This window comes from Paraburkholderia caledonica (assembly GCF_000383275.1).
Taxonomy (GTDB): Bacteria; Pseudomonadota; Gammaproteobacteria; order Burkholderiales; family Burkholderiaceae; genus Paraburkholderia; species Paraburkholderia caledonica.
On the sequence record NZ_KB911043.1, the window covers coordinates 157,946 to 182,832 of the forward strand.

The window sequence follows — 24,887 nt, forward strand, 5'->3', positions numbered from 1 at the left end:
GGACAAAGCGGATCTGCGTAGGCTGGCAGCGCTGAGTGATGCGGCCGGTTTTAGACATTTAGCGACGGCTTGCCCGTTTTTCAAGCAAATAAGTCCGCCAAGGGGCGTTCTCGTCCGAAAAACGTTCGTAGATTCGTTACAATGCGAAGTTGCGCTCGCTTGCGGCTGTCCGCGTTCTGCATCATCCGGCGTTTGCGTTTTGCATGAAACGCAGTCGGCACGGTCGCGCATGCTCGTAGCTGCCCTCTTTTCACTACTGCTGCCCACCCACCATGTCTCTGTTCTCCGCCGTCGAACTTGCTCCCCGCGACCCGATTCTGGGCCTGAACGAAGCCTTCAACGCCGACACGCGCCCCACCAAAGTCAACCTCGGCGTTGGCGTGTATTTCAACGAAGAAGGCAAGATTCCGCTGCTGCGCGCCGTGCGCGACGCGGAAAAGGCACGTGTCGAAGCCGCGTTGCCGCGCGGCTATCTGCCTATCGAAGGCATTGCCGCCTACGACGCAGCCGTGCAAAAGCTGCTGCTCGGCAACGATTCGCCGCTGATCGCCGCGGGCCGCGTCGTGACGGCGCAAGCACTGGGCGGCACGGGCGCGCTGAAGATCGGCGCGGACTTCCTGAAGCGTCTGAACCCCAGCGCCAAGGTCGCGATCAGCGACCCGAGCTGGGAAAACCACCGCGCACTGTTCGAAGCCGCGGGCTTCGAAGTCGTGTCGTATCCGTATTACGACGCGCACACTCACGGCGTCAATTTCGACGGCATGCTGAGCGCGCTGAACAGCTACGCAGCGGGCACGGTTGTCGTGTTGCACGCCTGCTGCCATAACCCGACGGGCGTGGATCTGACCGTCGACCAATGGAAACAGATCGTCGAGGTCGTCAAGGCGCGCAATCTGGTGCCGTTCCTCGACATCGCCTATCAGGGCTTTGGCGACAACATCGAAGCCGACGCAGCGGCCGTGCGACTCTTCGCGGCCTCTGAACTGAACGTGTTCGTCTCGTCGTCGTTCTCCAAGTCGTTCTCGCTGTACGGGGAGCGTATCGGCGCGCTGTCCATCATCACGGGCAGCAAGGAAGAAGCTACTCGCGTATTGTCGCAACTCAAGCGCGTGATTCGAACGAACTACTCGAACCCGCCGACGCACGGCGGTTCGGTGGTCGCCGCGGTGCTCGCGTCGCCGGAACTGCGCGCCACGTGGGAAACGGAACTGGCGGGGATGCGTGACCGGATTCGCGCAATGCGCAATGGCCTCGTCGAACGCCTGAAGGCAAGCGGCGTGGATCGCGACTTCAGCTTCGTGAATGCGCAGCGCGGCATGTTCTCGTACTCAGGCCTGACCGCGCCGCAAGTGGACCGTCTGCGCGAAGAGTTCGGCATTTACGCCGTCAGCACGGGTCGCATCTGCGTTGCTGCATTGAATACGCGCAACCTCGACGTGGTGGCCAACGCAATTGCCCACGTGTTGAAGTAAAGCGTTTCAAGGCCGCGCGATCCCGCGCGCTCTGGTTGATTCGGCTGAAGCCGAATGTGAGAACGGCGCCCCTTTGAGGGCGCCGTTCTCGTTTGTGGACTCCGTGTTGGCGGATGATGTCAGCGCGAGTCGCGATGAATGTCGTGCGTGACGAAACCCGCGTCGTTATCCGGCATGGCGAGCCAATCCGGCTGGGAAAGCGAATGGCGGATGTCTGCCAGTCCGCTTTCCCAGTGCTCCCGCATGGTCGAGAGACCAAACTGGAAGTCCTTGTAGTGCCCTTCGTATTCTTTCTGCCTGTAGATGAGATGAATCACGTTGTAGCGCTTCGAGCACGACAGGTCTTCAGCCAGCTTGCACCATGGATCGTCGCGCTGGTCCGGCGAGACCCGGTCCAGCACCTCACGCAACACGTGCCGGAAACGCTGTGAGCGTTGCAGCATGTCGGTCACAAGACGCGTGCGGCTCGAATATTGAATGTCTTTCATGCGCCCCTGCACGTCGGTGATGTTGTCGGGCACCGGCCCGATCGCGCTCCACAGATCGACCTGGAACGCCAGCGTGTCGCGCCGCGGCGTGGTTTGAATCACCTCGTAGAGCGGCGTGTTCGACATCAAGCCGCCGTCCCAGTAATACTGGCCGTCGATTTCCACAGCAGCAAAGCCGGGCGGCAAAGCACCGGATGCCATGAAGTGCTCAGCCCTCAGCGTGGTCTGCGTGTTGTCGAAGTACGCAAAATTTCCCGTGCCGCAATTGACGGCGCCCACGGACACGCGCATTTCCCGTGAGTTGATGCGGTCGAAGTCGCACAGACTTTCCAACGTCGCTTTGAGCGGCGCGGTGTCGTAGTAGCTGGCCGCTTGCGGCGGTCCCGACACGGTCGGCAAAGGCGGCGGAAAGCGCGGCACGAAGAAGCCCTTCTGCCCTTCCACGAGCGCGCCAACGGCCTGTGTTGCCGTGAAAGCTTTACGCACTGCGTCGCTCGAATTGAAGAACGCGTGCTCGATAAAAGCGGGCAACGGCAGACCGAATGCGGGCTGGCAGATGGTTTCCCAGAATTGCAGCAGCCGTTCGACCCGCTTTTCCGGCGGATTGCCGGCAATGATCGCCGTATTCAACGCGCCGATAGAAATGCCTGCCAGCCAGTTCGGCTCGACGCCTGCTTCATGAAGCCCCTGAAAAACGCCGGCCTGATATGCGCCCAGCGCGCCGCCACCCTGCAGTGTGAGCGCGATGGTTTCATAGGCCGGCAATTGCACGCGCTTGCCGCGGGCCGACGCAGACGCCGCGCTGGCGCCTGCGCCTTCCTCATTACCGGCCGCGCCGACGCGAGCCCGTTTGAGATTGCGTTGCGCCATGCGCACCTCCTTATTGCATGTACCAGCCGTGACTTACGATAAACGATTGGCCCGTCAGTGCAGCGGTGGGGAAAGTCGACAGGAACAGGACGGTTTGCGCGACGTCTTCCACCGTGGTGAAAATGCCGTCGACCGTACCGCCCAGCATGACGCGCTTGACCACTTCCTCTTCGCTGATGTTCAGTTCCTTGGCCTGCTCCGGAATCTGCTTGTCGACGAGCGGCGTACGCACGAAACCCGGACACACGACATGCGAGCGCACATTGTGTTTTGCGCCTTCCTTGGCGAGCACGCGAGCGAGACCGAGCAGCGCATGCTTGGCCGTCACGTAGGCGGACTTGAGCGGCGACGCCTCATGCGAGTGAACCGAGCCCATGTAGATCACGATGCCGCCGCGATCGTCCTTGTACATGTGCTTGAGCGCCGCCTTCGTGGTCAGGAACGCCCCGTCCACGTGAATGGCTTGCATCTTCTTCCAGTCGGAAAACGAGTAGTTTTCAATCGGATTGACGATCTGAATGCCGGCATTGGAAATGAGGATGTCGACCGAACCGAGCTCTGCCGCCACTTTGTCGATGCCCTGGTTCACCGCGTCTTCGTTGGTGACGTCCATTGCGATGCCGATTGCCTTGCCCCCGCCCTTCGTAATTTCTTCAGCGACGGCATTCGCGCCGTCCTGGTTCAGGTCGGCAATTGCGACAGCGGCGCCCGCAGCCGAAAGGGTCAACGCAATCTGCTTGCCGATGCCGCTCGCCGCGCCGGTGACGACCGCGACCTTGCCATTCAGATTTGTGTTCAGTGACGACATCCAGAACCTCCATGCAGTTGATGAGCAATGAGACCACGAGCCGCGCGCAGCGGGAAGTAGACCGAATGGCATAGGCGCGCATAGGCGCTGTCCTATACCGTTCGGCCGATGTTGCACTGCGGCCAATGCTGCTATTGTGCATGAACCGTGTGGAATGGATCGGTAAAAAGCACGCCCGGGCTTATCTATTTAAACTAGGCGTTCTGGCAGGATTCCGGTCGCTTCACTATCGAGGAGAATTGCATGAATTATCGGCGTCTAGGCCGCTCGGGACTGCAGGTCAGCGAGTTGTCCATCGGCTCGTGGGTTACGTACGGCAATCAGGTCGACCATCGCGCGGCGCGTGAATCGCTCGCTGCTGCGCGCGATGCGGGGGTCAATTTCTTCGACAACGCGGAGGTGTACGCGGGCGGCAAGTCGGAAGAAATCATGGGCCAGGCGCTCAAGGAACTGGCATGGCCACGCGTGAGCTACGTCGTGTCGACGAAATTCTTCTGGGGGCTCGAAGAAGCGCCCAATCAGTACCACACGCTGAACCGCAAATATCTGCTGAACGCAATCGACTCGTCGCTCAAGCGTCTGCAACTCGACTATGTCGATCTGGTCTTCTGCCATCGGCCAGACCCGAACACGCCCGTCGAGGAAACCGTATGGGCAATGAGCGACATGATCACGCGCGGCAAAGCCTTGTACTGGGGCACGTCCGAGTGGAGCGCCGACGAAATCCGCGCCGCTTATGACATCGCGGAGCGGCACCATCTGCACAAGCCGGTCATGGAACAGCCGCAGTACAACCTGTTTCACCGCAAGCGCGTCGAACAGGAATACAAGCGTCTCTACGAAGATATCGGCCTCGGTCTGACTACCTGGAGCCCGCTCGCGTCCGGCCTGCTCACCGGCAAGTATCGCAACGGCGTGCCTGCCGACAGCCGCGCCCAGTTGCAGGGCTACGACTGGCTGCGCAAACAGGTTACCGACGCGGGCAAAAACAACGTGGTCGGCAAGCTCGGCGAAGTGGCCGACGAACTGGGCTGCACCGTCGGCCAGCTTGCGATTGCATGGATTCTCAAGAATCCGCATGTCAGCACGGTGATTACAGGCGCATCGCGCGTCGAGCAGATTAGCGAGAACATGAAATCCGCTGAGGTCGCCGAGCAGATCACGCCGGAAATCAAAGAGAGAATCGAAGGTATTTTCGGAGACGTGTACGACTGACGTCGCTCTGTCGGACGGCTGGGTACGGCCGCGGCAAGATTGTGGCCGTGGTCCCAGTCGTGGTGGTAGTCGCGCAGGGTACCGCGCAATCCGACAACGCGTACGGTAGCACCGCCGCAACTCACTGCGCCGCGCGCGGCGTCGCGTACAATACGCGACCGCGCGGCACATCGGCGTTCTGTGCCGGCGTGCCGCCGCAATGCATCCGCATCGCCGACTCCAGCCTGGAACGGCGCGCCCTCTTTCTGCATCTCCTCATCATGCTCAGCTATCGCCACGCCTTTCATGCAGGCAACCACGCCGACGTTCTCAAACACGCGGTCTTGTTGCAGCTATTGCGCTACCTCGGTCAGAAGGACAAGGCCTACTGGTATATCGACACGCATGCCGGCGCGGGCGTCTATTCGCTGCAGGAAGGCTATGCGGTCAAGACCGGTGAGTTTCAGACAGGCATCGCCAGGCTGTGGGAGCGCAACGATCTCCCGTCGCTCTTCTCCGACTATGTCGATGAAGTCGCCGCGCTCAATCCCGACGGCCAGTTGCGCTTCTACCCCGGCTCGCCGTATATCGCCTGGCGCCAGATGCGCGAGCAGGACCGTATGCGTTTATTCGAGTTGCACACCACTGAGATCGACGTGCTGCGTCACAACTTTCGCGATGCGGGCCGTCGCGCGATGCTGTACGCGGGCGACGGTTTCGACGGCATTCTCGCGCTGCTGCCCCCGGCCCCGCGCCGTGCGCTGATACTGCTCGATCCTTCGTATGAGGACAAGCGCGACTACACGCGCACGCTGCGGTGCGTCGAAGAGAGCCTGAAGCGCTTCCCCACCGGTACCTACGCGGTCTGGTATCCGCAAGTGAAGCGCCTCGAATCGCAACGCTTTCCCGACCAGTTGAAAAAGCTGCAGGAGCGCAACTGGCTGCACGTCAGCCTCACAGTGAGCAATCCGCCCACGGACGGATTTGGGCTTTTCGGCAGCGGCATGTTCATCCTGAATCCGCCGTACACGCTGCCGAAGCTGCTGAAGGACCAGATGCCCTGGCTGGTCAAAGCGCTCGGTGAGGACAAGGCCGCGCAGTTCAAGGTCGAATACCGCGGCGATTGACGCCGGGCGAGGCCGCGCATAGTCGAATGGCGCGCCCTCGCCACGCTGTTACTTGAGTTGTGCCGCGGCCTTGCGGGCGAAGTCGTTGGTATAGGTCGCGTTCAGGTCGATCTTTTTCGGATCGAGCCGGTTATCGAACGACGCCAGTGCGCGCAATGAAGTCTCCGGGCCGTCGGCGGGCATCAGGCCATCTGGCGAATAAGCGTCGCGCACATTATGGAACGCCTCGACATAGAGCGAGGAATCGTTGAGCAGATAGGCCGGCGGCACCATCTTCAGCAGATCGGCATCGCTCGCGGTCTGCAGCCAGTGATCCGCGCGCACGATGGCATTGGCGAGCGCCTGCGTCGTCTTCGGGTACTTCTGAATAAAACTCTCCGACGCATAGAGTGTGGCCGCCGGCATCGTTCCGCCGAACACTTCCTGCGTACCTTTCACGGTGCGCGTGTCCACCAGCACCTTGATTGCGCCGCCGCGTGTGAGCTTCGTCATCATCGGATCGACGTTGGATAACGCGTCGATCTGACCGTTGCTCACCGCCGCGAGCACCGTGGCGCCGCTGCCTACACCGATCGCCGCAATGTCGCTTCTCTGCACGCCGGCCTTGCGCAAGGCGACAGTCAGCACGAGATCGGTCGATGACCCCGGCGCGCTCACGCCGACCTTTGCGCCTTTGAAATCGGCAAGCGTCTTGATCTTGTCTGCCTTCGACGTCAATACGGCAACGACGATCTGCGGCGCGCGGCCCATCAACGCAAAAGCCCGGTAGCGTTGCCCCTTCGCCTGCATGAATAGTGTGTGCTCGAATGCCCCGGCGCCGATATCCGCGCTGCCGCCCACTACTGCTTCGAGTGCTTTGGAACCGCCCGCGAAGTCTTCGAGCGTGACCTCGAGACCCTCGTCCTTGAAATAGCCCAACTGCTGAGCCGTGAGCACCGGCAAGTAGTAAAGACCCGGCAGACCGCCAACGGCCATTGTCAAAGCCGGCTTTTCGGGGACGTCTTTCGCGGACGCCACGCCGTGAAGTGCGGCAACGGCGAACAACGTGGCGCAAACGGCGGCACGCCGCATCCAGTGATTGGGCATTTGACGTCTCCTTTTTGTATGTTTTCGTTCAATCTGGTTGCCGGCCGCCCGTGTGGGCGCTATCGGCGCGACTTTGCGGCAGAGACCGCTTGAGGATTGTCGTCGCCCGACTGGTGGCGCGCCATGCGCCCAAACCCGAATGGCCGGGCGCGGGCGCGCAAATCCGCTGCGCCGCGTCTCGCGCGGACGTCTGGGCAGCAAGCTACGAACAGGATCGGCGCGAATCGGCTATTGCGGACGCGGAGCGGGCCGAGGCACGGGATACGGTTGAGGATACGGCTGAGGGTACGGTTGAGGTTGCGGTGCGACACCACCGCCGCCGACGGGCAACTGGATATACGGCGCGACGACGATCGGCACGGACGAATTCGGCGCCAGTTCGGTAGGCGTAGCGATAGGTTGTGCTTCGACGATGGGCTGCCGCGACAGCGGCGCTGTCTGCAGGACGGTTCCGCTCTGCCCGTCGCTGATTCCATTCTGCGAGTCGAGGATCACAGGCTTGCGGCTATTGCTCGACGCAGCAGACGCGCTCGACACGGCGCAAGCCGTGGCAAACAAAACTGCAATGGCGGTCAGAGAGAATTTGAACGAATGGGTCGAAGACATGGGGCGGACCGGTTGAGCCGCGAAGGCCGGATTGCGCTGAAAAACGCTTTACCTTACCGCGACGCGGACTTCGCCGCTAGTCGATATTCGCCATCTCGAGCTTTGTGACGCCATGAGGACAACGCGGCGCCCAGATGTGACAAAGCCCCGCAAAAGACGGGGCTCACACTTGACAGCTACTTCTGAACTACCGTGGCGGCAAAAGACGCTCGCCTAAAAACTTACAGCGAATAGCCGTTGGCTTCGAGCGAGCGGATGCGCTGTTCGAGCTGGACGATATCCGACGACGAAGCCAGATACGCTTCACGGCGGTCGCGCTCTGCAGTTTCAAACCAGGTGCTCAGTTTTTCAAGGACGTATGCAAACATGATGTTCTCCAAGGATCAGATTGAATCCCCGGTGGATCGGGCATCAGGGATTTCCCGTAAAAGGGTTAACCCGGATTATAGGCTGATGGTGCAACCGCGCCAGTGAAATGCTCGCATGATGTGCATTCCCAAATGGAATGACGCACTCCCTAGGTGCATAAAGCACGTTGATTCGATTGAGAGACAGAAACGCCCGTAGACCAATAAGTATGAGATAGACTCACTTGATGCACACATTAGGTGCATCAAGCAACAAATCGCCTGCCCGCATCGCTACGCATTAACGTCCGCCTTCGAAAGCCCCTTGCAACCGTTCCCGCTCTCCGCCGAAACCATGCCGACGTCCGCAAGCCCCTCGATAATCGGACATTCCGGACGGTCGTCGCCGTGACAATGGTTGGCAAGATGCGCCAGCGTGTCGCGCATATCGGTCAGTTCGGCGATGCGTCGATCGAGTTCGGCCACGTGGTCCAGCGCGATTGCCTTCACTTCGGCACTCGCGCGCGTGCGGTCGTGCCACAGCGCGAGCAGCCGCCGGATGTCTTCCACAAGAAAGCCCAGTCGACGCGCCCGGCGAATGAAGCGCAGTGAATGCACCTCCTGCGGACCGTAGACACGATAGCCGGCGGTCGTTCGGGATTTCGCCGCGAGCAAGCCGACGCTTTCGTAGTAGCGAATCATTTTCGCCGTAACGCCCGACGCGCGGGCCGCTTCACCAATGTTCATCACTGTTCCCCCACTCAATGCGTCGATCGTACACCTTCCCATGATGGGAAGGTCAGCCACCTAAATCTGGTCGGGAAGGCATAATTCAATCATCGCAACCGACATTTCCCCGAGGCAATTCCGATGAAAACCGAATTCCAGGTAGAAGGCATGAGCTGCCAGCATTGTGTCGCGGCAGTCACCAACGCTATTCGCGAGCACGACGAAGCCGCCCAAGTGCAGGTAGATCTCGCGGCGGGCCGGGTCGCGGTCGAGTCGACGCAATCGGTCGACGCTTTGAAAGCCGCGATCGACGAGGCCGGCTACACGGTCAAAGGCGTGTCGCCCAGCGCAGCGAGTTAAGGGGAACGCGGATCATGTTCAAGGTCGCAGTCATAGGAGCGTCTGGCCTGCTCGGTCGCGCTGTCGTCGACGAACTGGCGGCTCAGCCGGCCTGGCAAGTCGTCGGTACCGCCTTCAGCCGGCCAATGCCGAACACCGTCACGCTCGATGTCCGGGATCCGCGGGCAGTCGAGCAGTTTGTCGAGCGCGAAGCGCCCGATGCGCTCGTGATTGTCGCCGCCGAGCGTCGACCGGATGTGTGCGAGCGTCAGCCGGAAGTGGCCCGCGCGCTCAATGTGGATGCCGTGCGCGCGATCGCCGCCGCCGCGCATCGCCGCGACGCGTGGACGCTGTCGATTTCCACCGATTACGTTTTCGACGGCACTCATCCACCCTATCGGCCGGATTCCACACCGGCGCCGCTCAATGCATATGGGCGCAGCAAGCTGGACGGCGAGCAGGCGTTGACCGAGACGACCGACCTGGGCTGCGTGCTGCGCTTGCCGCTGCTGTACGGGCCGATTGTCGATTGGTCGGAATCCGCCGTGACGAGTCTCGTGCCGGCCATTGCCGCGTCGGCATCGGCGCAGGGCCAGGCGGCCAACATGGACGCATGGGCGATCCGCTATCCGACCTTCACGCCGGACGTCGCGTTTGTGATCCGGCAGATGCTCGAGCGTCACGCCGCGGGTGACGCGATTCGCGGCATCGTGCAATGGTCGGGCGACGAACCGATGACCAAGTACGAGATCGCCATGCGCCTCGCGCAAGCGCTGCAACTCGACGCGCGGCTCGTGCCGCAACACACGCCGGCCGATGCGACGCCGCGTCCGCATAATTGCCACCTGGCGTCGGACCGGCTGGAGCAACTCGGGATCGGCCGCCGCACGCCGTTCGATACGGCAATACGCGAGGTGTTGGCCGCCTTTCCGTGGCGCGGCGATACATCCGCCTGAACCGGATGCGCTGAACGTTGACGACCGCTCGAAGCGCACCAGCGTCTCAGCAAAAATTCCTGCTAACGGAATGCAGCCCGCCCAGCAGATGCGACATATCGACGAGCCGTTGTGCCACCAGATGCCGGACCTCGCCCTGGCATTGCCATACTCCATACACAGCCAGCAGCGACGCACTGAGCGCTTCCTTGCGTTGCTTCTCGAGCAGGCTTGGCCACACGATGACGTTCACGTTGCCCGTTTCGTCTTCGATCGTCACGAACACCACGCCTTTCGCGGTGCCGGGACGCTGCCGCACGGTGACAAGACCGCAGCCTCGCGCAAGCCGGCCGTCGCGATAAGTGCGCAGCGTCGCAGCCGGCATCAACCGGTTTGCAAGCAACTGCGGGCGTAACAGTTCCAGCGGATGGCGGCCGAGCGTCAGACCCACTGAGCGGTAATCCGCCACGATGTCGTGTGCTTCGGAGGGCGCGCCGAGTTCGGGCGTTTCGTCCTCGACGGCCGCGATTGCAAGCATGTCCTTGTCCGGCACGGCAGCGACCGACTGCCAGAGCGCCTCGCGCCGGTTGCCGGCAAGCGAGACCAGTGCATTGGCGTCCGCCAGGATATGCAGGTCCCGGCGATCGAGCGCCGCGCGACGCGCGAGGTCTTTCGCGCTTGCGAACGGGCGCACCGCACGCGCATTCTCAATCCGCTCGGCTGTGCCTTCCTTCATGCCACGTAGCAGCGACAGGCCCAGACGCACCGCAGGCCGTGCGGCATCCGCAATACGCTCAAGAGACGAGTTCCACCCACTGATAGTCACATCGACTGGCAGTACGCTGACACCATGCCGTTGCGCGTCCTGCACGAGTTGCGATGGCGAGTAAAAGCCCATGGGCTGGCTGTTGAGCATGGCGGCCAGAAATGCCTCGGGCTCATGGCATTTGAGCCAGCTGCTCGCATACACGAGCAGCGCGAAACTCGCGGCATGACTCTCCGGAAAACCATATTCGCCAAAACCTTTTATCTGTTCGAAGATGGCTTCCGCAAACGCAAGGTCATAGCCCCGCTCCTGCATGCCGAGCACAATGCGGTCATAGTATTTGCCGAGACCACCCTTGCGTTTCCACGCCGCCATCGCGCGCCGCAACTGGTCGGCCTCGCCCGCCGTAAAGCCCGCGGCGAGAATCGCGACCTGCATCACCTGCTCCTGAAAAATCGGCACGCCGAGCGTGCGGCCCAGCGCGGTCTCCAAATCCTTGCTCGGGTAGGTGACCGGCTCAAAGCCCTGGCGACGTCGCAGATAAGGATGAACCGCACCACCCTGAATCGGACCCGGCCGCACGATGGCCACTTCGATCACCAGGTCGTAGAACGTTCGAGGCCGCATGCGCGGCAGCATCGACATCTGTGCGCGCGACTCGATCTGGAAGACGCCCACCGTGTCGGCGGCGGAAATCATGTCGTAGGTTGCATCGTCTTCTGAGGGAATGTCCTGCATCTCGAAGCGCTCGCCGCGCTGCTCCGACACGAGGTCGAGCGTGCGCCGAATGGCCGACAGCATGCCGAGCGCAAGCACGTCGATCTTGAGCAGCCCCAGCGATTCGAGGTCGTCCTTGTCCCATTGGATGACGCTGCGCTCTGCCATCGCGGCGTTCTCAACGGGAACGAGGCGCGTGAGCTTGCCCCGGCTGATGACAAACCCGCCCGAATGCTGCGACAGATGCCGCGGAAAACCATACAGTTGCGCGGCGAGCGTGGCCCACGCGCGGATGAGCGGCGTTTGCGGGTTCAGCCCGCATTCCTCGAAGCGCTTCAGCAGGTCCGCACTGTTATCGAACCAGTGATGCGACTTGGCGACCGCATCGACTATCTGCATATCGACGCCGAGCGCCTTACCCGTTTCGCGCAAGACGCCACGCGCCCGATACGTCGAGACCGCAGCGGCAATCGCCGCGCGGTCGCGACCGTACTTGCGATAGATGTACTGAATCACTTCTTCGCGCCGCTGATGCTCGAAGTCGACGTCGATGTCAGGCGGCTCCCCGCGCTCTTTCGAGATGAAGCGCTCGAAAAGCATGTTGCCGCGCGCGGGGTCGACTTCCGTCACGCCGAGGCAATAGCAGACAGCCGAATTGGCCGCCGATCCGCGTCCCTGACACAGAATGTGCTGACTGCGCGCAAAGCGGACCAGGTCGTAGACCGTCAGGAAGTACGGTTCATATTGCAGGTCGGCAATCAGTTCAAGTTCGTGCTCGATCTGCTCCTGCACGTGGTGCGGAATGCCCGACGGAAAGCGCCGTTGCGCGCCGATGTACGTCTCCTGCCGGAGATAAGCGGTCGGCGTAAAGCCGGGCGGTATCAGTTCATCGGGATATTCGTAGCGCAGTTCGTCGAGCGAGAAGGTGCAGCGCGCGGCGATGTCGACTGTCGCGGCAAGTGCCTCCGGCGAATACAGATTGGCCAGCCGCAGCCGCGAGCGCAGGTGCTGCTCCGCATTCGGCGCAAGCTCGTATCCGCATTCATGAACCGGCTTGCCGACGCGAATGGCGGTTATCGTGTCCTGCAGCGGTTTTCTTGAACGCACGTGCATGACCACTTCGCCGAGTGCGACCACCGGCACGTCCCGGTTGCGCGCGACGAATTCGACCGCGCCGCGGTGAATGTCGTCCATCGCCCGCTGATGAAGCACGAGGCCCACCCACGCGCGTGCGGGAAAGGTCTCGTCCAGCCATTCGACCTGGGCATCGAGCACATCTTCTTTTGCCGGGAAGGTCGGCACGAGAATGGCCAGGCAGTCCGGCAGGCCCAGCAGGTGCCGGTATTCCTTCTCCGGTCGCGACAGGTCCTGCGGCGTGAGCCGGTATTCGCCCTTCGGCGCGCGCGTACGCGCCAGCGTGATGAGTTCGGACAGATTGCCGTAGCCCTCGCGATTTTTCGCCAGCAGGATGAGTCCGAATGCCGGCGAGCCGTCGGCGTTCACCAGACGAAAGTAGGAGCCGATGATAAACGGCAGCTTCGCTTCTTTCGCCGCGACGTGCGCGCGCACCACACCGGCAAGCGAGCACTCGTCGGTAATGGCAAGCGCCGAGTAGCCCAGTTGCGCGGCGCGCTCAGCGAGTTCCTCGGCGTGCGACGCGCCACGCAGAAACGAAAAATTGGAGAGGCAGAAAAGCTCGGCATACGCCGGCAGCATGCTGAAGGTGGCATCCATGGCGCGTCATCCGAAAAGGCCATGAAGGAACCACCGCTGGTCTTCTTCGGCGTCGCGGCTGCTGACACGTTCGCGGTAAATCCAGTAGCAGCTCTGGTCGTCTGCCTGAGCGACGAAGTAGTCGCGCGTCACGAGTTCGCCGTCGAACCAGCCCGCCTCGATACGCTCCCCCGGCGACACCATGCGCAGCGGCGAGCCATAGAACGGACGATGCTGGCGCATTATCAAGCGCACCGGCGTATCGAGCATCCACGTGGGCCTCGGCAAGCCTTCCGGTATGACTGCGGGCTTCACCGGTTGCGTCACCGGCACCCAGCAGTTGGCGACTTCCGGCCGATGGTCGGGACTCGGCGCGGGCCGCAGCACGTTCTCGTCACCCAGCCGGGCGACCAGCAGTTCGAGTAGCCGTGCATGATCTTCCTTTGAGCCGCCGGGCTCGGGAAAAAGCGTATCGGAAGCCGGCGCAGCGGACTCCACTTTCGAGGCGTCCAGACGCAATGCGATAACCGGCGCGGTGAGCTCGATGCGATGCAAGCGCTCCTTCAGCAGCCTCACCAGGTGTTCTTCACGCCACGTTGGCTCGCCGAGGGCAATGTCGATGATGGTGGGTTCAATGGCGTCGCGCCCCCGCTCGTGCTCCAGCAACAAACGTATTGCGGTAACCGCCAACTGCTTTGCGCAGAGCCAGCCGCACAACTGCACGATCAGCCGATGCGCGCCGAACACGGCGCCGTCCGCATGTTCGAGCCGGTCGGGCATTTCGATGCGCGCGGAAAACGTGGGCGGCAGTTCGAGCCAGTCGAAGAGTTCCGGCGCGGTGCCGAATGCGCGGTCGAGCGAATCGAGCAGGTGTTCTCCGCAGCGCCGCTGCAACCCGGCGCGCGGCAGCCGGCGAATGTCGGCGATGGTTTCGCAGCCGAGCCCCGCGAACCAGTCGGCGAACTCGCGCACCTCGGGGACCGCGATCATGGGCAGCGCGGCGAGGCGCTGCTCGAGCGTGGACAGCTTCAGCACGCGCCGCGCGCCCCGCCCCTTCGCATATCGCGCCAGCAGCCACGCGCCCTGGCCGGTCGGCGCGGCGCTCACGCGCGCGGTGAGACCGAGCGTGGCAAGCAGCGCCTTCGCCTCGCGGCACAGCGCAAGCAGTCCGCCAAAGAGGCGCAGGCTCGCGCCTATTTCCACGACGACGGTCGCTTCATCGAGCAGCGCGACCTCGGGCGAAAAGCGCATTAGCGCCACGCCGACCTCGCGTTGTGCGGACTGCTCGCGCGCGAAGTCGCGTTCGTGCATGTCCGTCTCGGGCGACAGCGTGAGCACGCCCCCGCGTTTCATGCCGAGCCTCACTCCGGCCGCGCGCGCGACGCTGTCCGCAATCACGACCTTGTCCTTCTCGAGCACCACACTGCCGTGAGCGGGCTCAGGCGACCACTTCGGCCTGAAAACTTCGAGCGGCAACTTCGGCAGGTGAACGGCGAGGAAGACGCGCATGTCGTGACAGCAGAACAGGAGTGGGTTGAAGGGGAATCGACAGGGGCTCCGCGCGCGAGGGCCCTCGTCGTTTCACGATGTCGACGGTCAGGCCGTCGGCAGATGGTTTGAGCGCCAGCCGCAATAGCGCCGGCGACGCGTCCTGAGCGCTCGCGAGCGGCCGCACCATGACGAAAAGCGTCTCCGACGACTGCGCCGCCAGATGCAGGCGCCGAAGCGACGAAGCCTGCGCATACTGCGCCCAGAAAATCAGCGCACCGCAACTGCCGGCACGCAGAATCTGTTCTGCCGACCACAGCGCGTCCGCCGTTTTCTGCGCCTTGACGCGCAGCACCTGCTCAAGCGACAAGCCGATGTAGCTGAGCCCGAGGCCGTCCGGTGTATGCGGGGGCTGGACGAACGCAATGGGCCGGTTGCCCGCTGCACTGAGCGCCGGACGTAGCAGCCGCAGCTCGCCGACACCCGGCTGCTGCACGAGCAGGTCGACCAGTGCGCCCACTGGCCAGCCGCCACCGGGCAGTTCAGCCGATAGCGCCGGATAGCCGGTGTCGACCACCTGCCCCCGGCCGCGCGCAAGCTGGGACGCCCGCCACAGGGACGGGTGTATCGCTTCGGGCGGTGGAGAAGAGGCAGTCATGGACGAAAAAACCTGTATGGATGTACAGTATCCTACACGGATTTTCGCGACGGGGAACAGGCACTTTTTTTGGGAACGAATGAAAGGACAGGTATGTGCCCAAGCTCGTGGGGCATCCATTCCAGATAAAACGCCATACAGCAGGCACTTCCCGACGCACACCGCCATTGCGGCGATGTGCGGTCTGAATCTCAATGAACGGGCTGAAGCGCTGGAATCAAACCCGATCCAGATTCGCCGAAGCAAACGCCCAGTTCAAATGACGCGACACGGTCGCGACCAGGTAATCCGGCCGGCGATTCTGATAATCGAGGTAATAGGCGTGCTCCCACACATCCACCGTCAGCAGCGGCGCCTGACCGCGCGTGAACGGGGTTTCCGCATTGCTCGTCTTCACCACCGCGAGTTCGCCTCGATCGACCACCAGCCATCCCCAGCCGCTGCCGAATTGCGACGCCGAAGTGGCCACCAATGCTTTGGTCAACGCTTCCGTGGAGCCGAACTTGCGCTGGATCGCCGCCTGCAGCTTCTCGCTCGGCGCGCTCGCATCCGGACTGAGCGAGTTCCAGTAGAAATTGTGATTCCACGCCTGCGCTGCGTTGTTGAACACGTCGACGAGCGCCGGCTGATCGTGCGACTGCATGATCAGTTCTTCGAGCGACGCATTGGCGAGCGGCGTGCCGGCCAGCAGCTTGTGCAGATTGTCGAAGTACGCACGATGATGTTTGCCGTAGTGAATCCCGATCGTACGTGCCGAGATAACCGGTTCGAGCGCGTTGTCCGCCCACGGCAACGGCGGCAGAGTTTGCGGCGACGCGCCGAGATACGCCGGCACCCCACGCGAGCTTGCAGCCGTTGTAGCGGCCTGCGTGCTCGCGCCGAATGACATCTTCGAAAGCAGCACACCGACTGACGCCAGCGATCCGGTTGCCATCAGACGACGGCGCGACAAAGACGATTTGAGCATGTTTGAAATCCCCAGTAATGTGGCGCGGCGCTCATGATGTCCGCCGCACTCACACAACATTCCACGCTATCTGGCTATTCCATCGCGGCGGGGAATTATTTGCCCGCTTCTAACGGGACGATTGGGACGATTGGGAGCCTTGCGGCGCGTCGCTCTGCTGCTTCGCTTCGGTCTTCTGCTTCGCGTCGTTCCGCTGATTCAAAACGCGCTTCTGCTTCGCATGGAGCTTCTGCTTCACGGCGAGCTTCTGCTCGAAGAGCGGCTTGCCGAATTCGAACGCCTTCGTGTAATCCGCCGTGTCCGGTTCGTCGTCTGTCGGCGAGCGCGGGATGTTGTCGGTTCTGCCACTCGTTACCGGACGTATGTCGAGCTTCAGACCCGACACCTGGCGCTTGACGGTGTCCGCGACCTTGCCGATGACAGCAGGCGTCACAGCACCCATCGGCTCGACCCCGTGTGTCGCGAACTGCGTGCGCAGGCCACTATCGGGCGTGAGAAACAGCGGACCTGCCGGGACCTTTTGCTCTTCGTCCTGATATTCCGTCAGCTCGTCGCGGTCGTTGAACCACAAGACGCAACCAAGGCACGGCGGCTTGGAACCCGCGGCGCGACCTTCCTTCAACATCTCGGGATAGTGCTTTTCGATCGTCAGCCTCACACTGATCTCGGCGTGGTGCCGGGACGGGTTGTCGGTCACGGTCAGGACGACATCGGGATTTTCGCCGAGCCAGTTGAACAGCTTCTGCGCGCGGCGCAGCTTGTCGTCTGTATTGAGCGACGGCGAAGCGCCGCTTTGCGGCGCAGTACGAAGTTTTTCGGCAATGAATTCGCCGAGATGGTCCCTGAGCCTGGCTGCATCGCCGTAACGCCTCTGGAGCTTCTCGTTCGCTTCGCCATTGTTCATCGACATCACAATGCGATTGCTCGCACGGGACGCAACGGCCTGCAACTCGGTTCCGTGCAACTTCGGATTCCCGTCCAGAATGAAGCCCGCGAGTCGCGTCGAAGTCCGTTGACTATCGGAGTCATTCCTCGAGTATTTCCACTGCTCCGCAACGTCTTCTGGCGCGACCTTCGGGGCGCCGCCCTGGGTCTGCAAGCTCCACGCACGAAGTCCGCCGGACTTCACAGCGCCGGTTATCTGCTCGTGGAGCAACTGCGCGTTGTCGTCGGGCTCGATGCGCGGCCCGGACTTCGACGCCGAAGCGGCGCTCTTCGACGTCCGTACTTTAAGCGGCCCAGGTGACCCGTTGCTTTTATCCGGCAAATTTGCCAGCGCCGCCGACGGCTCGCGCGCACTGCGCGGCTTCGTTCCTGACGACTGCGCAAGCGCTCTGTCACCGGCCGCTTTATCCGTCACCTCACCGGTCGCATTAGCGTTCGCATTAGTGGTCTCGCTACTGTTCGCCCGCCCGTCGGGCACCCTGTGATCCAGGGGAATCCCTTTCAGCATCGTCTTTCTCCAATCCGCGTGATCTCGCGGTGCATCGCTGCTATCAGGCCGCGCCCGGAAGATTCAAATCGTCCTTGTGATCGTCGTACTCGGTTCCGGCAACTTCCTTCGCGCCGTCCTTCGCGATCTGCTTACCCGCTTCCTTCGCGGCCGTTTTGTTGATCACACCTTTGTTGGCCTGATACGCCGCGTTCAGTGCCGCCGACTCCGCACCCTTGAGCGCCGTGCCCGCACCCGGCACGGTCAGCGCGCCGAGGGCCGCGCCGCCCACATCGAAGCCGGCCTTGATGCCGGCCTGCTTCATGTCGCCGCCTTCGAGCGCGGTGTCGGCGAGTTCGTAGCCGCTCGAAAGCGCCTGCGCGCCAACCGAGCCCGCTGCCGCCAGCTGGCTGATAAGCGGAATCTTGAGATCGGCGATCACGCCGAGCACCTTCGACACAACACCCTCGATCTTCGAGGCGATCGTGAGGAGTCCGTGCAGGAAGTCCTGGAACTGGCCGCCCTTCTTTGCCTTCGTGTCCGGCTGGTCGGCTTCGCCGTCCTGCATCGCGGCGATCGCGCTCGCGTCCTCCGCGCTCGACGGCGCCTGAGTCGCGTAGGTCGGCGCGGGCGTTTTGTTCATCGTCGAGGTGAATTTGTCGAAGTCCTTTTTCGAAATCTTGCCGTCGTCGGCGGCGTGGAAAAACGAGCCGCTATTGCCGTGCAGCGCGTTGTCCATCATGCCGAACAGCATCGGATCGTTGAGCAGCTGCTTCGCGGCTTTCGCGACGTCGGGGTTCGGATCGTTCGACAAGGTCTTGAGCTTGTCCCGCGTCAGGTTCCCGTCCTTGAAGAACGCGTCGGAATTCGCCTGCATTGTTTTCACGGTGGCGGTTTCGTCTGCATTCAATTCGACGTTCGATGAAATCGCGTCTTCCAGCTTGCCGCGTTTGACCTTGCCGTCGGCGTTGCCTGCGAGCTTCTGCCAGTCGTCCGGATGATCGAGGTAATACTGGGCAGCCGCGATCACTTGAGGCGGGCGCTTTCCCTCGCTGCCCGTTCCGTCGACGATCTGCTGCAACGAGTCCTTCGTCACCGGGTCGGGCAGGTTGTCGGAATAGCGGTACAGCTCGCGCTCGGCGTCGTTAGCGGTCATGGGGCGGCCCTGCTTCGCGCCGCTGGTGTCGTCCGACGGAATGTAGTTCTTCTCGAACGAACTGGCCTGCTTCTGGTTCATCGCGATCAACGTGGGCGAGTTCGAAAGCGCTTTCACGTCGCCGCCACTGAACTTGCCGTCCGTCTTGCCGTTCTTGCCCGAGTCCAGCATCTGCTGCAAGCCGGGATCGTTCTTTACCGTTTGCAATGCCGCCTTCAGATCGGGCGGCGTTTTCGGATCGTTGATCTTCTTGTCGAGATCGGAGAACTTGAGCGTGCCGAGTTCGCCCTCGTGACGCTGCAACACGTTGAGCGCGTTTGCACGATCCGGCGACGCGGCCAGTTGCTGGTCCGCGAGTGTGCGCTTTATGTCGCCTGCGATGAACTTGCCGTCCGACTTGCCGTTCAACGCGCCGTCGAGTTGCTTCTGCAAGTCGGGATCGTTCTTCAGCGATTGCAGCGCCTGCTTCAGGTCGGGCGGCGTCTTCGGATCGTCGATCTTCTTGTCGAGATCGGAGAAGCTCATCGTGCCCAGTTCCTTCGAGTGCGCGTCGAGCACGCTCAACGTGTTCGAGCGCTGTTGGGCGAGTTGCTGAGCCTGCTGTTCTTCAGGCGTGGGTGCGGGCGATGCCGGGGACGCGCTCGCGTCGGCATCGGCCGCCGCTGTATTGGCGGGCTCGGGCTGCGCGGCGACCGGCGCGGCCGCGCCGCTGTCTTCGCCGGCAGCGTCGGCGCGCTGACCGTCCGCCGGTTGCATCGTGTTGCGCAACATGGGTCCGCTCGCATTCGGCTGAGCGCCGCTCGCTTGCGCGAGATTGCGCAGCACGAGTCCGCGCGGCACGGTCTGGCCGTCAGGGGCGCCCGGCGCCTTGCCTCCAGCCGACGACGCATGCTTCAAACCCGTCAGCATCGCGCTGAACAATGCCTGCATTTCCGCCGAACCAGCGTCCTGCGTGTCGGCCGGCGCGCCGTTTCTCAGCGCCGCCGCTTCGGGCGTGCCGACATCGCTCGCGGTGTTGGTCTGCAGCGGCGTGGTCTGCGTCAGTACGCGCATATTCATTGTTAGCTTTCCTTGATGATTTCGGGTTATTGGCCGGACTTGCCCGCACCGCGAACAAGCAGTTCGATTCGCCGCGCGACGTTCGCGGACATTGGCGGCAGATGCTGGCGTGCAAAAGCCGCCTGCAACGCTTCATACTGTCTTCGCAGCGCCGCCGCCCGCGTCTGAAGCGCGGGGCGCAGTTGCAGCGTGATTTCGAACGCGTATGAAGCGTCCGCGGACAATTGGCCGTCCAGATAAGACATCAGCAGCAACTCACTTGCATACATAGCGCCGTTCCAGGTCGGACCGAAATAGCGGGATTGACAGGCGCCGGCCGTTCAGCCCCGCTGCCGTCCCGACTGCGTTGCCGCGCGGCGAGAACGTTACGCCAGAATCGTCGACAGATTCGCAAGCCGCGACGCCATCTGCGGATCGCTTGGATGTTCGAACGCGTCGGAGAACGCCTCGGTCGCGGCTTGCGGCGTCTTCGCGTTCTTCACCGCGTCGATCGCGCCGCGTTGTGTCGTTTCCAGTTCCTGCTTGAGGAAGCCGTAGTTGGCGGCCTGGCTCGACGGATCGAGCGGCGGCTTCTGGCTTGCCGCGAAGTCGAGCAGACCTTGCTTGCGCGAGCCGCCCCACTGCGCGATTCCGTAGCCGTTGGCGTTGTCGTCGGCCATGTTGCCGCTCGGCTTGCCGATCGCGCCGCCCTGGTTGATGCCGGAGTTCATACCCCCGCTCTCATGCCACAGATTCGCGACGACGCCGGCCGCCTGGTCCTTCGTCAGGCCGAAGTCTTTCTGCAAATTGGCCATGTAGGCGTCAGCAACCTGCTTGCTTTGTGCAGGCGTGTTCGCGGTGGTTTGCGGCGCAGTGCTGAGACCGGTGCTGCCGCCATTCGACGATGCACCCGCTGCACCTGCTGCGCTCGCGGCGGAATCAGCGGCAGGCGCAGCAGACGACGCACCGCCGGAAGCCGCGGGCGCTGAAGCCCCGGCCTGGCCTGCGGCGCCTCCATGCGCAGCGCCAAGCCCTGCCAATACGTGATGCCCGCCGTGATGCCCGCCGGTCCCCGCCATGCCCGAACCCTGATCCTGAGCGTCGTCGCTTTGCTTGAGCAATGCGAGCAGATCCTGCATGAACTTCGCGACGTCGTTGACCCGGCCATCCTGGCCCGCGCCGTTGCTGCCCGCACTGCTCGCGGAATTGCCGCCGTCGAGCAGGTTGGCGATATCGCGCAGCAGATTGCTGACGTCCGAGCCGTGCGAACGATCGTTGTCGGCATTGGGCAATCTGTTTGTCGACGTGCCGACGAAGTAATTACCGCTCGCTGTAGATATGGGATTCATGGCGTTCTCTTCTCTCGATGAGTGACAGACGCGTGACGCTCGACAGCGCCGCGTTTGCATCAAGATAGATTTCCCTCGCGCGCTGTTGCGTAGCGCGTGCGAAGCCGCATGCAGTGCGCCGAACCTGCGCGCCCGCAATCTGAAAATCGCCTGCTTCGAGACGGCCCGAGGCGCTCCTAAGCGACTTGCGACGCGCGCTTCGCGCTGCCGTGGTGCCGCTTCGCGTTACGTCATGCGCGAACGCTGGCAATGAGTATGGTGGAGTTCTCCATGTGAATCGCTCATCTTGAGCAACGCTGTCATGTTCATTCGCCGATTTTGTGTTTCTTGTGCCTCTTGTGCCTCTTGTGCCGTCCATTGCGCTTTGTTGTTCACCGGCGCAGCCCTCTTGATGACGTTTTCTGTTTCGACGCAAGCAGCCGCCGGGTTCGTGCGTGTCGATGCACAGTACGACGCCGTGGCGGAGCGGCATCGCGAGGAACGGTTGCGCGAGGAGCGGTTGTGGGAAGAACGTCAGCAGGACGCGCGCCGTCAGCAGGCAATTCACGACGACTATCGCCAACGCAGTGAACGCGCGCAGCGCGCTCACGCCGCAAGCGAACGCGGGCAACTGGATTAACGCCGCCCATGTGCCTTCTAAAACCGCGCATTGCCGGCGCCGCCGTTTGTTCGCTCGTCATGTTTGCAGCGGCGCCCGCATATGCCGATTGTTTCGACGAAGCCGCCGCGTATCAGCACGTCAATCCGACTATCCTGCGTGCAATCGCCTGGCAGGAATCACACTATCGTGCGGACGCGGTTCACAAGAACGCAAACGGCTCGATCGACTATGGCCTCATGCAAATCAATTCGATCCACCTGAGCGCGTTAGCGCGCTACGGAATCGGTCAGGAAGCGTTGATGACGCCGTGCAAGAACGTCTACATCGCCGCATGGCAATTGCGCCGGCAGGTCGTCAAATACGGCAATACGTGGGCCGCTGTTGGCGCGTATCACTCGGCGACGCCCGCATTACGCGACGACTACGCGCGTCGTATCGCCGCTATCGTCGAACGCTGGAGCATGGGATCGGCATCGGTATCGGCGGCATCGGGAATGCCGGCGCCTTGACGTGCCGTCATGCGTCGAGCATGCGCTAAAGCCGCGGTTGCACGCGACCCACTTCGTGGCAAAGCACGACGCTTCGCGCGGTCCGCTTGTCGCGGCGGGCCGCATCGCACAATGCAAATGGACGCACCACGCGAATCGTTTGTTCCTTCTTCTCTGTGAAACCAGCATGCCGACCATTCAATGCAGCGCCACCGCACTCGACGCTTTCCTATCCGTATTTTCGGGCGGCATGCGCATCGGAGCGCAGGCCGATCTCGACGACATGTTGCTCGCGTTGCGAACATGGCAGCCCGATTCGCCGCTCGCCGATGTACTCGAAGCGCGTCTGCATATCAGCCGCACGGACTGGCGAGAAGCGGCGCAACTGCTGCGTCAGGTGAGCGACCGGCACGCGGGTTTGCCGATCGTATCGGCGTTGCACGGCTTGTGTCTCTTCATGCTGCGCGACGACGAATGGCGGCGTCTCGGCGCGCAGGTTCTGGAGAGCGGCAATCAGACAGCAATCGCTATCGTCGGGCGGTTTCTCGGCGTGACGATCGAGCCGGGCGCGCACCCGTCGCTTCTCGCCGAGCGTGTGACCGAAGCCGTGCACGCCTGAAGCACCGGGAAAAATGCCGGTGTGGCGCATAGCGCGCACAACCGGCATTCAGCGTTTCGTTCCTGCATCGGTTACCAGGACTCGGTCAGAACTCGGTCAGGACTCGATCAGAATTCGATCACGCGCGGCGAAAGCAATACCAACCGTTCCATATGGCTATTCTGTTTCTGCCGATAGCGAAACAGTCCGCCCAGAAACGGTATCTTCGACAGGACCGGCACGCCCGACTCGCCGTTGGTCTGGTTATCGATCCGATATCCGGCAATCAGCAGACTCTGCCCTTCCGTCACAACGGCTTCCGTGTTGATTTCGCTGGTGGCGATCTGAGGAATCTGGTCGGTGGTTTGTCCGGGCACGATCTGTCCGTCCTCGACATGCACCTGCAACTTGATTTGCGTCTTGCCTTCGTCGTCGGTGACCATTGGCAGCACCCGCAGCGTATTGCCGACCGACACGCTGAACAGATCGCTCGACGTGAACCCCGCTACCTTCACGAAGAAGCGCGTTTTGTTGTCCATGACCGCCTCGACGTTATCCAGCGTCGCGACCTTCGGGCTTGCGTCGACGCGCGCGAGATCGTCCTGTTCGAGCGCATTGACGCGCGCGAGCAGATAACGCCCCGCATCGCCCACCACCGCTGTCAGCGACAAGCCCGCCGGCGTCACGTTGGCAATCGTGTTGCCGTTCGCGTCGGTTCCCGTGAACGTCGGATTCAACTGGCCGTTAAAGCTGTTCGCACTCGTCACGCCGTTGCCCGTCTGAAAGTCGACGTGGCTGTTGTGAGCGCGCCAGTCCACGCCGATCTGCTTGAGCGCGTTGTCGTTGATCTGAATGATGTTCGCCTCGATCTCGATCATGCGGCGCTTCACGTCGAGCCGGTCGATGAGCGGCTTGTACTGATCGACACGTTGCGGCAGATCCCGCACCAGCACCGAGTTCGTGCGCGGGTCCGCAATGATGACCGGCAACGAGCCCGCGCCGTCGGGTAGCGCGGCCGTGGACGGCGCGCCTCGTCCGCTCGCGTCGTTGCCGTTGTGCGCGCCTTGCGAAGGCGCGCCGACGGGCCCCGCCGCGCTCGGCAACGGCGCGCCGAACAGACCCGGCAACGGCGGATTGACGCCCGCATTGTCGGGATACGGCGAGCCGCCGGAGGTCCCGCCCCGCACGTCCGCCATCGCGTCGACGGGTCGCACCGAAGGCGTCACATCCGGCGTCGCGCCACGTGAGTTGCCCTTCTTGTCGCTATCGTTTTGCGGGTGATACAGGCTCGACAGCACGCTCGCCACGCCAGGCACGATCACGGTCTTGCCGTCGATCACCACTTTATGATCGTCGGCCCAACCGTTTTTCAGCGGATACACGCGGACCTCGCTGCCGGTGCGTCGATTCGCGTTCTGATCGATGCGCGCCGCCACGTCGCTCACGAGTGACAAGAGCCGGCTCGGCCCGGTCACCAGGGCAACGCCCTGAACCGGGTCGTACACGATCGGAAAGCGGTCGGTTTCGAGGCCGATCTGCTTGAGCGTCTGACGCAGATTTTCGGTTCCGGCGAAGTCCAGGTTGATGACTCGCGTGGAGACGTCGTTGGCCGCGCTGATCGACAGCACGCTGCCGTCGTAGAACCACACAAAACCGAAGGTCGCGGCCATCGTGTCGATGAACTTGCGCGGCGGCAGGTTGAAGCGGCCCGACACCGTGCCCTGGATATTTGGCGCAATGGAAATGATGATGCCCTGGCTCGCCGCGAAATCGCTCAGTACGTCCTTCACGTCCTTGCTTTCCACCGAGATCTGCACGAGCCCCGGCCGCCATTTGATTGGCGCAGCGTGAGCGGTAGTGAGACAGAGAAGCAAAGCCGCGCCGATTGCACAGCGACCTAGTTTTGATTTCATGA

Annotated in this window: 23 protein-coding genes; 8 read left to right on the forward strand and 15 right to left on the reverse strand. The window is 62.5% G+C overall.

The window, feature by feature from the left end:
- The first annotated feature begins 272 nt into the window (after positions 1-272).
- Positions 273-1,472: an amino acid aminotransferase gene (locus H281_RS0125585; protein WP_020069986.1), complete on the forward strand. Its 1,200-nt coding sequence runs from the start codon at positions 273-275 to the stop codon at positions 1,470-1,472.
- A gap of 119 nt (positions 1,473-1,591) precedes the next feature.
- Here the strand turns inward: H281_RS0125585 and H281_RS0125590 are convergent, their stop codons facing one another.
- Positions 1,592-2,830, reverse strand: coding sequence for a DUF3734 domain-containing protein (locus H281_RS0125590; RefSeq protein WP_020069987.1), 1,239 nt, complete (start codon positions 2,828-2,830; stop codon positions 1,592-1,594).
- Positions 2,831-2,840: 10 nt separating this feature from the next.
- Positions 2,841-3,638, reverse strand: a complete 798-nt coding sequence (locus H281_RS0125595) for a 3-hydroxybutyrate dehydrogenase (protein WP_013587820.1) — start codon at positions 3,636-3,638, stop codon at positions 2,841-2,843.
- A gap of 243 nt (positions 3,639-3,881) precedes the next feature.
- Here H281_RS0125595 and H281_RS0125600 point away from each other — a divergent pair, with 243 nt between their 5' ends.
- Positions 3,882-4,853 carry a potassium channel beta subunit family protein gene (locus tag H281_RS0125600; RefSeq protein WP_020069988.1) on the forward strand — a complete coding sequence of 324 codons (972 nt, stop codon included), beginning with the start codon at positions 3,882-3,884 and terminating at the stop codon, positions 4,851-4,853.
- 260 nt (positions 4,854-5,113) lie between these two features.
- Positions 5,114-5,959 carry a 23S rRNA (adenine(2030)-N(6))-methyltransferase RlmJ gene (locus tag H281_RS0125605; protein WP_027804946.1) on the forward strand — a complete coding sequence of 282 codons (846 nt, stop codon included), beginning with the start codon at positions 5,114-5,116 and terminating at the stop codon, positions 5,957-5,959.
- Between the two features lie 48 nt (positions 5,960-6,007).
- Here H281_RS0125605 and H281_RS0125610 read toward each other — a convergent pair whose 3' ends face one another.
- From H281_RS0125610 to cueR, 4 genes are all read right to left on the reverse strand, one after another.
- Positions 6,008-7,045, reverse strand: coding sequence for an ABC transporter substrate-binding protein (locus tag H281_RS0125610; RefSeq protein WP_020069990.1), 1,038 nt, complete (start codon positions 7,043-7,045; stop codon positions 6,008-6,010).
- Between the two features lie 228 nt (positions 7,046-7,273).
- The gene (locus tag H281_RS0125615) at positions 7,274-7,651 is read right to left on the reverse strand and encodes a hypothetical protein (RefSeq protein ID WP_020069991.1); all 378 of its coding nucleotides are present in this window, start codon (positions 7,649-7,651) and stop codon (positions 7,274-7,276) included.
- A 221-nt stretch (positions 7,652-7,872) separates the two neighbouring features.
- On the reverse strand, positions 7,873-8,019 hold the full coding sequence (locus H281_RS36125; protein WP_020069992.1) for a DUF3563 family protein: 147 nt from the start codon (positions 8,017-8,019) through the stop codon (positions 7,873-7,875).
- A 273-nt stretch (positions 8,020-8,292) separates the two neighbouring features.
- Positions 8,293-8,745 carry a Cu(I)-responsive transcriptional regulator gene (gene cueR, locus H281_RS0125625; protein WP_020069993.1) on the reverse strand — a complete coding sequence of 151 codons (453 nt, stop codon included), beginning with the start codon at positions 8,743-8,745 and terminating at the stop codon, positions 8,293-8,295.
- 123 nt (positions 8,746-8,868) lie between these two features.
- On the opposite strand from cueR, the gene H281_RS0125630 reads away from it, so the two are divergent.
- Positions 8,869-9,087 carry a heavy-metal-associated domain-containing protein gene (locus H281_RS0125630; RefSeq protein ID WP_020069994.1) on the forward strand — a complete coding sequence of 73 codons (219 nt, stop codon included), beginning with the start codon at positions 8,869-8,871 and terminating at the stop codon, positions 9,085-9,087.
- Between the two features lie 14 nt (positions 9,088-9,101).
- Entirely contained in the window at positions 9,102-10,022 is a 921-nt protein-coding gene (locus H281_RS0125635) for a dTDP-4-dehydrorhamnose reductase family protein (RefSeq protein WP_020069995.1), read from the forward strand.
- A 46-nt stretch (positions 10,023-10,068) separates the two neighbouring features.
- Here the strand turns inward: H281_RS0125635 and H281_RS0125640 are convergent, their stop codons facing one another.
- The 8 genes from H281_RS0125640 to H281_RS37000 form a co-directional block, all read right to left on the reverse strand.
- Positions 10,069-13,218 carry an error-prone DNA polymerase gene (locus H281_RS0125640; protein WP_020069996.1) on the reverse strand — a complete coding sequence of 1,050 codons (3,150 nt, stop codon included), beginning with the start codon at positions 13,216-13,218 and terminating at the stop codon, positions 10,069-10,071.
- 6 nt (positions 13,219-13,224) lie between these two features.
- Positions 13,225-14,706 (reverse strand): Y-family DNA polymerase, encoded by a 1,482-nt coding sequence (locus tag H281_RS0125645; protein WP_206362272.1) that lies wholly within the window; start codon positions 14,704-14,706, stop codon positions 13,225-13,227.
- Complete coding sequence (gene imuA / locus H281_RS0125650) at positions 14,636-15,343, reverse strand: translesion DNA synthesis-associated protein ImuA (protein WP_027779232.1); 708 nt, start codon at positions 15,341-15,343, stop codon at positions 14,636-14,638. The genes H281_RS0125645 and imuA overlap by 71 nt, the downstream gene beginning before the upstream one ends.
- 217 nt (positions 15,344-15,560) lie before the next feature.
- Positions 15,561-16,178, reverse strand: coding sequence for a superoxide dismutase (locus H281_RS0125655; protein WP_208459217.1), 618 nt, complete (start codon positions 16,176-16,178; stop codon positions 15,561-15,563).
- A 241-nt stretch (positions 16,179-16,419) separates the two neighbouring features.
- Positions 16,420-17,763 (reverse strand): hypothetical protein, encoded by a 1,344-nt coding sequence (locus H281_RS0125660; protein ID WP_020070000.1) that lies wholly within the window; start codon positions 17,761-17,763, stop codon positions 16,420-16,422.
- Between the two features lie 43 nt (positions 17,764-17,806).
- Positions 17,807-19,957, reverse strand: a complete 2,151-nt coding sequence (locus H281_RS34850) for an HrpF/NolX family T3SS translocon protein (protein WP_020070001.1) — start codon at positions 19,955-19,957, stop codon at positions 17,807-17,809.
- Positions 19,958-19,983: 26 nt separating this feature from the next.
- The gene (locus H281_RS0125670) at positions 19,984-20,226 is read right to left on the reverse strand and encodes an anti-sigma factor family protein (protein ID WP_020070002.1); all 243 of its coding nucleotides are present in this window, start codon (positions 20,224-20,226) and stop codon (positions 19,984-19,986) included.
- A gap of 96 nt (positions 20,227-20,322) precedes the next feature.
- On the reverse strand, positions 20,323-21,285 hold the full coding sequence (locus H281_RS37000; protein WP_164701946.1) for a phage tail tip lysozyme: 963 nt from the start codon (positions 21,283-21,285) through the stop codon (positions 20,323-20,325).
- 391 nt (positions 21,286-21,676) lie between these two features.
- Between H281_RS37000 and H281_RS0125685 the strand changes: the two genes are divergently transcribed.
- The 3 genes from H281_RS0125685 (at position 21,677) to H281_RS0125695 (ending at position 22,993) form a co-directional block, all read left to right on the forward strand.
- A complete protein-coding gene (locus H281_RS0125685) occupies positions 21,677-21,904 on the forward strand; it encodes a hypothetical protein (RefSeq protein ID WP_020070005.1) in 228 nt (75 codons plus the stop codon).
- A gap of 8 nt (positions 21,905-21,912) precedes the next feature.
- The gene (locus H281_RS0125690; protein WP_020070006.1) at positions 21,913-22,395 is read left to right on the forward strand and encodes a lytic transglycosylase domain-containing protein; all 483 of its coding nucleotides are present in this window, start codon (positions 21,913-21,915) and stop codon (positions 22,393-22,395) included.
- Positions 22,396-22,561: 166 nt separating this feature from the next.
- On the forward strand, positions 22,562-22,993 hold the full coding sequence (locus H281_RS0125695) for an HrpB1 family type III secretion system apparatus protein (protein ID WP_033379681.1): 432 nt from the start codon (positions 22,562-22,564) through the stop codon (positions 22,991-22,993).
- Between the two features lie 107 nt (positions 22,994-23,100).
- Here H281_RS0125695 and sctC read toward each other — a convergent pair whose 3' ends face one another.
- Positions 23,101-24,885 carry a type III secretion system outer membrane ring subunit SctC gene (gene sctC, locus H281_RS0125700; RefSeq protein WP_027804950.1) on the reverse strand — a complete coding sequence of 595 codons (1,785 nt, stop codon included), beginning with the start codon at positions 24,883-24,885 and terminating at the stop codon, positions 23,101-23,103.
- Positions 24,886-24,887: the final 2 nt, after the last annotated feature.

Excerpts from the sequence above, each read along its gene's own strand:
- H281_RS0125605 (WP_027804946.1), top strand. The coding sequence starts at position 5,114 with ATGCTCAGCTATCGCCACGCCTTTCATGCAGGCAACCACGCCGACGTT.
- H281_RS0125640 (WP_020069996.1), bottom strand. The coding sequence starts at position 13,218 with ATGGATGCCACCTTCAGCATGCTGCCGGCGTATGCCGAGCTTTTCTGC.
- H281_RS0125660 (WP_020070000.1), bottom strand. The coding sequence starts at position 17,763 with ATGCTGAAAGGGATTCCCCTGGATCACAGGGTGCCCGACGGGCGGGCG.
- H281_RS0125695 (WP_033379681.1), top strand. The coding sequence starts at position 22,562 with ATGCCGACCATTCAATGCAGCGCCACCGCACTCGACGCTTTCCTATCC.
- H281_RS36125 (WP_020069992.1), bottom strand. The coding sequence starts at position 8,019 with ATGTTTGCATACGTCCTTGAAAAACTGAGCACCTGGTTTGAAACTGCA.
- H281_RS0125670 (WP_020070002.1), bottom strand. The coding sequence starts at position 20,226 with ATGTATGCAAGTGAGTTGCTGCTGATGTCTTATCTGGACGGCCAATTG.
- H281_RS0125615 (WP_020069991.1), bottom strand. The coding sequence starts at position 7,651 with ATGTCTTCGACCCATTCGTTCAAATTCTCTCTGACCGCCATTGCAGTT.
- H281_RS34850 (WP_020070001.1), bottom strand. The coding sequence starts at position 19,957 with ATGAATATGCGCGTACTGACGCAGACCACGCCGCTGCAGACCAACACC.
- H281_RS0125590 (WP_020069987.1), bottom strand. The coding sequence starts at position 2,830 with ATGGCGCAACGCAATCTCAAACGGGCTCGCGTCGGCGCGGCCGGTAAT.
- H281_RS0125585 (WP_020069986.1), top strand. The coding sequence starts at position 273 with ATGTCTCTGTTCTCCGCCGTCGAACTTGCTCCCCGCGACCCGATTCTG.
- imuA (WP_027779232.1), bottom strand. The coding sequence starts at position 15,343 with ATGACTGCCTCTTCTCCACCGCCCGAAGCGATACACCCGTCCCTGTGG.
- H281_RS0125690 (WP_020070006.1), top strand. The coding sequence starts at position 21,913 with ATGTGCCTTCTAAAACCGCGCATTGCCGGCGCCGCCGTTTGTTCGCTC.
- H281_RS0125685 (WP_020070005.1), top strand. The coding sequence starts at position 21,677 with ATGACGTTTTCTGTTTCGACGCAAGCAGCCGCCGGGTTCGTGCGTGTC.
- H281_RS0125630 (WP_020069994.1), top strand. The coding sequence starts at position 8,869 with ATGAAAACCGAATTCCAGGTAGAAGGCATGAGCTGCCAGCATTGTGTC.
- H281_RS37000 (WP_164701946.1), bottom strand. The coding sequence starts at position 21,285 with ATGAATCCCATATCTACAGCGAGCGGTAATTACTTCGTCGGCACGTCG.
- sctC (WP_027804950.1), bottom strand. The coding sequence starts at position 24,885 with ATGAAATCAAAACTAGGTCGCTGTGCAATCGGCGCGGCTTTGCTTCTC.
- H281_RS0125600 (WP_020069988.1), top strand. The coding sequence starts at position 3,882 with ATGAATTATCGGCGTCTAGGCCGCTCGGGACTGCAGGTCAGCGAGTTG.
- H281_RS0125610 (WP_020069990.1), bottom strand. The coding sequence starts at position 7,045 with ATGCCCAATCACTGGATGCGGCGTGCCGCCGTTTGCGCCACGTTGTTC.
- H281_RS0125645 (WP_206362272.1), bottom strand. The coding sequence starts at position 14,706 with ATGCGCGTCTTCCTCGCCGTTCACCTGCCGAAGTTGCCGCTCGAAGTT.
- H281_RS0125595 (WP_013587820.1), bottom strand. The coding sequence starts at position 3,638 with ATGTCGTCACTGAACACAAATCTGAATGGCAAGGTCGCGGTCGTCACC.
- H281_RS0125635 (WP_020069995.1), top strand. The coding sequence starts at position 9,102 with ATGTTCAAGGTCGCAGTCATAGGAGCGTCTGGCCTGCTCGGTCGCGCT.
- cueR (WP_020069993.1), bottom strand. The coding sequence starts at position 8,745 with ATGAACATTGGTGAAGCGGCCCGCGCGTCGGGCGTTACGGCGAAAATG.